This is a genomic window from Nonomuraea sp. NPDC003201, from assembly GCF_053590415.1.
In genome coordinates, this window is record NZ_JBSFTC010000133.1 from 21337 (window position 1) to 29523 (window position 8187).

At 71.3% G+C, this 8187-nt stretch carries 8 protein-coding genes; 7 read left to right on the top strand and 1 reads right to left on the bottom strand.

What is annotated here, in order from left to right; genetic code table 11:
- The first annotated feature begins 27 nt into the window (after positions 1 to 27).
- Complete coding sequence (locus ACWDX9_RS35080; RefSeq protein ID WP_449961645.1) at positions 28 to 1215, top strand: CaiB/BaiF CoA transferase family protein; 1188 nt, start codon at positions 28 to 30, stop codon at positions 1213 to 1215.
- Positions 1212 to 2036 carry an HpcH/HpaI aldolase/citrate lyase family protein gene (locus ACWDX9_RS35085; RefSeq protein ID WP_449961648.1) on the top strand — a complete coding sequence of 275 codons (825 nt, stop codon included), beginning with the start codon at positions 1212 to 1214 and terminating at the stop codon, positions 2034 to 2036. The genes ACWDX9_RS35080 and ACWDX9_RS35085 overlap by 4 nt, the downstream gene beginning before the upstream one ends.
- Here ACWDX9_RS35085 and ACWDX9_RS35090 read toward each other — a convergent pair.
- Positions 2033 to 2668 carry a TetR/AcrR family transcriptional regulator gene (locus ACWDX9_RS35090; protein ID WP_449961651.1) on the bottom strand — a complete coding sequence of 212 codons (636 nt, stop codon included), beginning with the start codon at positions 2666 to 2668 and terminating at the stop codon, positions 2033 to 2035. The two genes, ACWDX9_RS35085 and ACWDX9_RS35090, sit on opposite strands and share 4 nt — an antisense overlap.
- 118 nt (positions 2669 to 2786) lie before the next feature.
- Here ACWDX9_RS35090 and ACWDX9_RS35095 point away from each other — a divergent pair, with 118 nt between their 5' ends.
- The 5 genes from ACWDX9_RS35095 to ACWDX9_RS35115 all read left to right on the top strand — a co-directional run bounded on the left by ACWDX9_RS35095 (position 2787) and on the right by ACWDX9_RS35115 (position 8083).
- Positions 2787 to 3770, top strand: a complete 984-nt coding sequence (locus tag ACWDX9_RS35095) for a sugar ABC transporter substrate-binding protein (protein ID WP_449961654.1) — start codon at positions 2787 to 2789, stop codon at positions 3768 to 3770.
- Positions 3767 to 4798, top strand: a complete 1032-nt coding sequence (locus tag ACWDX9_RS35100; protein ID WP_364256734.1) for an ABC transporter permease — start codon at positions 3767 to 3769, stop codon at positions 4796 to 4798. The genes ACWDX9_RS35095 and ACWDX9_RS35100 overlap by 4 nt, the downstream gene beginning before the upstream one ends.
- Entirely contained in the window at positions 4795 to 5550 is a 756-nt protein-coding gene (locus ACWDX9_RS35105; protein ID WP_355200916.1) for an ATP-binding cassette domain-containing protein, read from the top strand. The genes ACWDX9_RS35100 and ACWDX9_RS35105 overlap by 4 nt, the downstream gene beginning before the upstream one ends.
- Positions 5551 to 5651: 101 nt before the next feature.
- Positions 5652 to 6608 (top strand): alpha/beta hydrolase, encoded by a 957-nt coding sequence (locus ACWDX9_RS35110; protein ID WP_449961657.1) that lies wholly within the window; start codon positions 5652 to 5654, stop codon positions 6606 to 6608.
- A 167-nt stretch (positions 6609 to 6775) separates the two neighbouring features.
- Positions 6776 to 8083 (top strand): MFS transporter, encoded by a 1308-nt coding sequence (locus ACWDX9_RS35115; RefSeq protein WP_449961660.1) that lies wholly within the window; start codon positions 6776 to 6778, stop codon positions 8081 to 8083.
- The last annotated feature ends 104 nt before the right edge of the window (positions 8084 to 8187 follow it).

Consider the following 8187-nt stretch of genomic DNA (forward strand, 5'->3'; position numbering starts at 1 on the left):
GACATATTTCTTATAAGTTACATACCTATGACGAGCCTCGCAGACCTTCGGGTCATCGACGCGGCGACCCTGTTCGCCGGTCCCTCCGCCGCGATGATGCTGGGCGACTTCGGCGCCGACGTGATCAAGATCGAGCACCCCCGGCGCGGCGACCCCTCGCGCGGGCACGGCGCGTCCGTGGACGGCGTGGGGCTGTGGTGGAAGACGCTCTCGCGCAACAAGCGCACGGCGGCCGTGGACCTGTCGCACCCCGACGGCCAGGGGATCCTGCGCCGCCTGGCCGAGCGGTCCGACGTGCTGATCGAGAACTTCCGTCCCGGCACCCTCGAACGCTGGAACCTCGCCCCCGAAGACCTGCTCGAGCTCAACCCGCGGCTGATCGTGGCGCGGATGACCGGGTTCGGGCAGTTCGGGCCGATGGCCAAGCAGCCGGGGTTCGGGACGCTGGCCGAGGCGATGAGCGGGTTCGCGGCCATGACCGGGCAGCCCGACGGGCCGCCCACGCTGCCTCCGCTGGCCCTCGCCGACGGCATCGCGGGCCTGGCCATGTCGTACGCGATCATGGTGGCCCTGCGCGCCAGGGAGCAGAGCGGGCGGGGGCAGGTCATCGACCTGGCGATCATCGAGCCGATCCTGGGCATCCTGGGGCCGCAGATGACGGCGTACAAGGCGCTGGGCGTCGTGCCGCGCCGCACCGGCAACCGGTCCAGCAGCAACGCGCCGCGCAACACGTACCGGACCCGGGACGGGCGGTGGCTGGCCATCTCCACCAGCGCCCAGCCCGTCGCCGAGCGGGTGGTCGCCCTGGTGGGGCGGCCCGACCTGGTGGAGCAGCCGTGGTTCGCCAGCGGCGCCGGGCGTGTGCGGCACGTGGACGAGCTGGACGAGGCCGTCGCGTCCTGGATCGCCGAGCGGGACGCCGACGAGGTCATCGCCCGCTTCGAGGAGGCGCAGGCCGCGATCGCGCCCATCTACGACGTCTCCGACATCGCCGAGGACCCGCAGTACGCGGCGCTGGAGACGTTCGTGGAGGTGCCGGACGAGGAGCTCGGCAAGGTCACCCTGCAGAACGTGCTGTTCCGCCTGTCGGACACGCCCGGCGAGATCCGCTGGCCGGGACGGCGGCTCGGACGCGACACCGACGAGGTGCTCGCGGAGCTCGACTACACCGGCGAGGCGATCGCCGCCCTGCGCGAAGAGGGCGTGATCGCGTGAACGTCACCTGGCTGTACGTGCCCGGCGACCGGCCCGAGCGCTTCGACAAGGCCGTCGCCTCCGGGGCGGACGTCGTCATCATCGACCTCGAGGACGCGGTCGTGCCCGCCCGCAAGGACGAGGCCCGCGCCAACGCCGTCGCCTACCTGCGCGCCCGCGGGGACGCCAAGGGGGAGACACGGGTGCACGTGCGGGTCAACGACCTGACCACCGGGCGGGGGCTGGCCGACCTCGAGGCCGTCGGGGAGCTCGCCGACGCCGTGCGGCTGCCCAAGGTCGAGTCCGTGGCCGTGCTCGACGCGGTCACCGGCGCTCCGGCGTACGCGCTGCTGGAGTCGGCGGCCGGGATCGTCGCGGCGCGCGAGATCGCGGCGCACCCGAAGGTCGCCGGCGTGGCGCTCGGCGAGCAGGACCTGTCCGCCGAGCTGGCCATCACCGATGAGCGGGCCATGGACCACCTGCGGCTCCAGGTGGTGCTCGCCGCGGCGGCGGCCGGCCTGCCGCCGGTGCCCATGGCCGTCTACCCGAACGTCAAGGACGAGGCCGGCCTGCTGGCCTCCTGCCTGGCGGGCCGCGGGCTCGGCATGTTCGGCAGGACCGCCATCCACCCCCGCCAGATCCCCGTGATCAGGCGGGCGTTCCGCCCCTCGGAGGAGGAGACGGCCAGGGCCGCGGAGATCGTCGAGGCGGCCGAGCAGGCCGAGCGAGCGGGCCTCGGCGCGGTCGCGCTACCCGACGGCCGCTTCGTGGACGCCCCCATCGTCGCCCGGGCCCGCCGCACCGTGGCGCTGGCGAGCCGCCTGGCCGACCAGGAGGGTTAGGACGGGTACCAGCGCACCGACAGCTCCTCGTCCACGGGGGGTGGGCCCGGCAGCTCCCGGTGCGCCGGCGGCACCCGCAGCGAGTCCATCACGAGCGCCAGGTAGCGGTGGCGCAGCTGCGCGGTGCGCTCCTCGTCGCCGAGCTTGATCGAGGCCAGCTGCTCGAACAGCAGCGCGATGTCCGCCGTGGTCACGTCCGGCCGCAGCACGCCGGCCTCCACGGCGCGGCGGTGCGCCTCGACGGCCAGGGACGAGGCCCGGAACGCGGCGCGGCCCAGCTCCTCGGTCGGCGTGAACGTGCCGGCCAGCTTGATCGTCAGGGAGTTGGTGTCGGCGTCCACGATGCCGCGCAGGTAGGCGGCGAACGCCTCCCACGGGTCGCCTTCCTGGGCCAGCGACCGCTCGGTCACCTCGCTGTAGAGCTGGAGACCGTCGCCGCACAGCTTCTGCAGCAGCGCCTCCTTGCTGGGGTAACGGCGGTAGAGCGCGCTGATCCCGACGCCCGCCTTCTCGGCCACGGCCGCGATGGGGGCGCCGGGGTCGGCGGTGAAGACCGCCCGGGCCGCCTGCAGGATCAACTCGTCGTTGCGGGCGGCCTGCGCCTTGCGGCCGCTCATGGGTGCGCTCGTCATACCCGCCAGTATATCGGAACGTAAGATTCCGTTCTAGTGTGGACAAGTCCGTATGTCTATACATAGAAATGATATTGAGGTAGAACCAGGGCGAGCCCGTTGGTCTTGGAGGTGTCCTGTGAGACGTACCCCGATCGTGCTGGCCCTGCTGGGCGCGCTCGCCGTGAGCGGCTGCTCCTCCTCCGGAGGGCAGAGCGCGCAGAGCGCTCCCGCAGCGAGCTCCGCCGCAGCTCCGGCCGCCGCGAGCGCCAGCTTCGCCGTCATCACCCACGGAGGCGCCGGCGACTCCTTCTGGGACGTGGTCAAGAACGGAGCGGAGGCCGCGGGCAAACAGTACGGAGTGAAGGTCACCTACCAGGGTGACGGCGACCCCGCCAAACAGTCACAGCTCATCGACCAGGCCGTCTCCGAGAAGGTGGACGGCATCGTGGTCTCCATGGCCAACCCCGACGCGCTCAAGGAGGCCATCGGCAAGGCCGTCGCGGCGAAGATCCCGGTGGTCACCATCAACTCGGGCGCCGACTCCTCCAAGGCGTTCGGCGCGATCACGCACGTCGGCCAGTCGGAGGACGTGGCCGGGCGCGGCGCGGGCGAGCAGCTCAAGGCCGCCGGCGTCACCAAGCTGCTGTGCGTCATCCACGAGGCCGGCAACGTCGGCCTCGACCAGCGCTGCAAGGGCGCCGAGCAGACGCTGGGCGGCACGGTCGAGCGGCTGCAGGTCGACGTGGGCAACCTGGCCGACGTCACCTCCAAGGTCACCGCCAAGCTCCAGTCGGACAAGCAGGTCAACGGCGTGCTCGCGCTCAACCCGGCCGTCGCGATCGCCGCCAGGGACGCCATCAAGGACTCGGGCTCGCCGGCCAAGCTGGCCACGTTCGACCTGTCGGGCGACGTGGTGAGCGCGATCAAGGACGGGGAGATCCTGTTCGCCGTGGACCAGCAGCAGTACCTGCAGGGCTACCTGCCGATCACGTTCCTCAACCTGTACAAGAACAACCTCAACACCGTCGGCGGCGGCCTGCCCGTCAACACCGGGCCGGGCTTCGTGACCAAGGACAACGCCGAGCAGGTGGCCAAGCTGGCCGAGGCGGGCACGCGATGACCCTGGCGGCCGACGAGCGGGTCGCCGACGTCGGTCTGGCCCGCCGGCTGCTGATCCGGCCCGAGCTGGGCGCGGTGGTCGGGCTGGTCGTGGTGTTCGTGTTCTTCGCCTCCCAGTCGCCGGTGTTCCGGTCCCTGGACGGCATCGCGAACTGGCTCGACCCGGCCGCCACGCTCGGCATCATGGCCGTCGCGGTCGCGCTGCTCATGATCGGCGGCGAGTTCGACCTGTCGGCCGGCGTGCTGACCGGCACGAGCGGGCTGATCCTGGTCACGCTGGCCACCCGCTACGGGTTCAGCGTGTGGGCGGCGATGCTCGTCGGGCTGGTCGTGGCGCTGGCCATCGGGCTGGCCAACGGCCTGGTCGTCACCAGGACCAGGCTGCCCAGCTTCATCGTCACGCTGGGCACGTTCCTCATGCTGCAGGGCCTCAACCTCGGCGTCACCAAGGCCATCACCGGGACGGTGCAGGTCAGCGGCCTGCGCCGGGCCTCCGGCTTCGAGGCCGCGAACGCGATCCTCGCCGGGACGATCCAGATCGGCGGGACCTCGTTCCGGGTGGCGATCCTGTGGTGGATCCTGGTGACCGCCGTGGCCACCTGGGTGCTCATGCGTTCCAAGGCCGGAAACTGGATCTTCGCGGTGGGCGGCAACGAGCAGGCCGCCCGCGCGGTCGGCGTGGCCGCCGCCCGTACGAAGATCGCCCTGTTCATGACGACGGCGTTCGCCGCCTGGCTGGTCGGCTCGATCCTCGCGCTGCGCTACACCTCCGTGCAGGCCAACATCGGCATCGGGCAGGAGTTCATCTACATCATCGCCGCCGTCATCGGCGGCTGCCTGCTCACCGGCGGGTACGGCTCCGCGATCGGGGCGGCCATCGGCGCGGTCATCTTCGGCATGGCCGACAAGGGCATCGTGTTCCTGGGCTGGAACGCCGACTGGTTCAAGTTCTTCCTGGGAGCGATGCTGCTGCTGGCGACGCTGGCCAACCGCCTGGTCAGGCGGTACGCCGAGGAGGTGAAGCATTGATTCTGGAGACCAGGGGCATCGGCAAGACGTTCGGGTCGGTGCTGGCGCTGCGCGAGGTGTCGATGGGCGTGCGGGCCGGCGAGGTGACCTGCGTGCTCGGCGACAACGGCGCCGGCAAGTCCACGCTCATCAAGATCCTCGCCGGGGTGCACCAGCACGACGCCGGCTCGCTGCTGGTGGACGGCCAGGAGGTGCGCTTCGCCAGCCCCCGCGACGCGCTCGACCGCGGCATCGCGACCGTCTACCAGGACCTGGCGATGATCCCGCTCATGTCGGTCTGGCGGAACTTCTTCCTCGGCTCGGAGCCGAAGAAGGGCCTGGCCTTCGACGTGGCCAAGGCCAGGAAGGTCGCCCGCGAGGAGCTGCGGGCCATGGGCATCGACATCCGCGACGTGGACCAGCCGGTCGGCACGCTGTCCGGCGGCGAGCGGCAGTCGGTGGCCATCGCCAGGGCCGTCTACTTCGGCGCCCGCGTCCTCATCCTCGACGAGCCCACCTCCGCGCTGGGGGTCAAGCAGGCCGGGGTGGTGCTGCGGTACATCGCCAGGGCCCGCGACCGGGGGCTCGGCGTGGTCTTCATCACCCACAACCCCCACCACGCCTACCCGGTGGGCGACCGGTTCCTGCTGCTCAACCGGGGCGCCAGTGTGGGCGAGTACGGCAAGGCCGACATCACCACGCAGGAGCTGACCGCGCTCATGGCGGGCGGGGCGGAGCTGGAGGAGCTGGCGCACGAGCTGCAACGGGAGTGACCATTTTGGGGGGAATTTGACGATTCTGGGCGGTGGTCTGGAGGTGCGAATAGGCACAAATCCCTCGGTGTGACATTCACCGGGGGGCCATCGTGACCACAATGATCAAGCGGGTCGTCCTGGAGCCGGCGGCGCAGGAGTTCGCGGACGCCACCGCCCGGCGCCCGTTCATCTACGAGCTGCCGCCCGAGGACGGTCGCGAGGCGCTGGAGCGGCTCCAGTCGGACCCGAACGTGCCCAGGCCGGAGATCGACGAGGAGTGGATCCAGGTCCAGGGCGGCCCGACCGGCCTGGTGCCGGTCCGGATCGTCAGGCCCAAGGGCGCCACGGGGACCATGCCGGTCATCTTCTTCATCCACGGCGCGGGCTGGGTGTTCGGCTCCGCCCACACCCACGACCGGCTGGTGCGGGAGCTGTCCGTGCGCTGCGGCGCCGCCGTCGTCTTCCCCGAGTACGACCGCGCTCCCGAGGCGAAGTACCCCACGCAGATCCAGCAGAACTACGTCGCGGCCCGCTGGGTGTCGGAGCACGGCAAGGAGAAGGACCTGGACCCGGCGCGGATGGCGGTGTGCGGGGACTCGGTCGGCGGCAACATGGCGACCGTGCTGGCCATGATGGCCAGGAAGCTCGATTTCGTGCAGCTGCGCGGGCAGTGCCTGTTCTACCCGGTCACGGACGCGAGCTTCGACACCGAGTCCTACCGGCAGTTCGCCTCCGGCTACTACCTCAACCGCGACGGCATGAAGTGGTTCTGGGACCAGTACACCCCCGAGTCCTCCCAGCGGGGCGAGAGTCACGCCTCGCCGCTGCGGGCCCGGTCGGAGGAGCTGCGCGGCCTGCCGCCCGCGCTGATCATCACGGGCGAGGCGGACGTGCTGCGCGACGAGGGCGAGCTGTACGCGGCGCGGCTGCGCGAGCTGGGCAACGACGTGACGGCGGTGCGGATGGCCGGCATCGTGCACGACTTCGTCATGCTCGACAAGCTGCGCGACACGAACGCCTGCAAGGCGGCCATGATCCTGGCCACGACCATGCTGCGGCGGTGGATCGAGTCTTGATCTACGCGCCCGCGGCGGTTCCCCCGGGGCCCTTATTACGCCGCCCACCCCTGACGCAGGGCGGGCCGCACAGATCGTGCGGCCCGCCAGTGCGGCATGCACAGGGCCGCCGGACGAGGGCGGCTTTATGGTGCGGCCATATTCAGCGCCCCCTCCGAGGAGCTTCCATGACCGCCGTCGACTCCCGAACGATCCCCATCGGCGCGGCATTCGATCGGATGCCGTTCACCCGCAGGCACGTGCTCATCGCGCTCGCGCTGTTCATCGCGTTCGTCATCGAGTCGTGGGAGCAGCTCGCCCTGGTCTACGTCTCCGGCGACCTCGGCACCGCCTTCGGGATCGACGAGGCCGGGGTCGGCGTCGTGCTGTCGGCGGTCGCCTTCGGCATGATCCCCGGCGTGCTGGTGTGGGGGCCGGTGGCCGACCGCGTCGGTCGCAAGCCGGTCGCGTTCTGGTCTCTGCTGGCGTACGGGGTGATCGCGCTCGCCTCGGCGTTCGCGCCGAACATGACGGTGCTGGTGACGCTGCGGGTGGCCTCCGGGCTGGCGCTGGCCGGCGTCTACACGATCACCTTTCCCTACTTCCTGGAGCTGCTGCCGACCCGCTCGCGCGGGCGGGCGGCGGTCTACCTGTCGATCGGGTGGCCGATCGGCATGCTGGCCGCGATCGGGGCGTCGACGACGCTGGGCGGCCTGGGCTGGCACGTCGTGGTGATCGCCAGCGCGGCGGCGGGGCTGTGGGCGTTCGCGATCCGGGCATGGGTGCCGGAGTCGCCGTACTGGCTGGCCGCCCGGGGCCGCCAGGAGGAGGCGCGCGCGGTGCTGCGCACGCTGAGCAGCCCCGACGCCGAAGCCAGTTTCACCGTGGCGAGCGAGCGGGTGGGAAGGCCGCTGGACCTGTTCCGGGGCGGGCTGGCCCGGATCACCGTGGTCATGCTGCTGCTGAACTTCGTCTTCAACTGGGGCTACTGGGGCCTGCAGACGTGGCTGCCGACGCTGCTGCAGCAGAAGGGCCTGACGCTGTCGGCCTCGCTCGGCTTCGCGGCGCTGAGCGCGCTGATGATGATCCCCGGGTACGTGAGCGCCTCCCTGCTGACCGGCCGGTTCGGCCGCAAGAAGGTGTTCCTCGTCTACGTCGTGGCGGCGCTGCTGGGCGGGCTCTGGTTCGCCACCGCCTCCTCGACCACCGGCCTGTACCTCGGCAACTTCGTGCTGTCGTTCTTCAGCCTCGGCGCCTGGGGCGTCTGGAACACCTGGAACGGCGAGTTCTACCCGACCGCCCTGCGCGGCACCGGCTACTCGTGGGCCACGGCCGCGCAGCTCGTGGCCACCACGGTCGCGCCGTCGGCGGTGGGGGCGCTGCTGGCCCACGCCACCGGGTTCACCGCTACCATGCTGATCATCAACGCGTTCATGGTGGCCACGGCGCTGCTGGCCGTGCCGCTGCCGGAGACCGAAGGACGCGAGCTGGAGTGATCCTCGGCGTCGCCCTCGTACGGCCCTCGCCGGTGCTGGTGGCCGTCAGGGACGGCGCGCCCGAGTGGCCGGTGAGCCGCGCCGCCGCCCGCGTGGCGGCGCGG

Coding starts and splice junctions, on each gene's coding strand:
- ACWDX9_RS35100 (WP_364256734.1), top strand. CDS start 3,767: ATGACCCTGGCGGCCGACGAGCGGGTCGCCGACGTCGGTCTGGCCCGC.
- ACWDX9_RS35080 (WP_449961645.1), top strand. CDS start 28: ATGACGAGCCTCGCAGACCTTCGGGTCATCGACGCGGCGACCCTGTTC.
- ACWDX9_RS35110 (WP_449961657.1), top strand. CDS start 5,652: ATGATCAAGCGGGTCGTCCTGGAGCCGGCGGCGCAGGAGTTCGCGGAC.
- ACWDX9_RS35115 (WP_449961660.1), top strand. CDS start 6,776: ATGACCGCCGTCGACTCCCGAACGATCCCCATCGGCGCGGCATTCGAT.
- ACWDX9_RS35090 (WP_449961651.1), bottom strand. CDS start 2,668: ATGACGAGCGCACCCATGAGCGGCCGCAAGGCGCAGGCCGCCCGCAAC.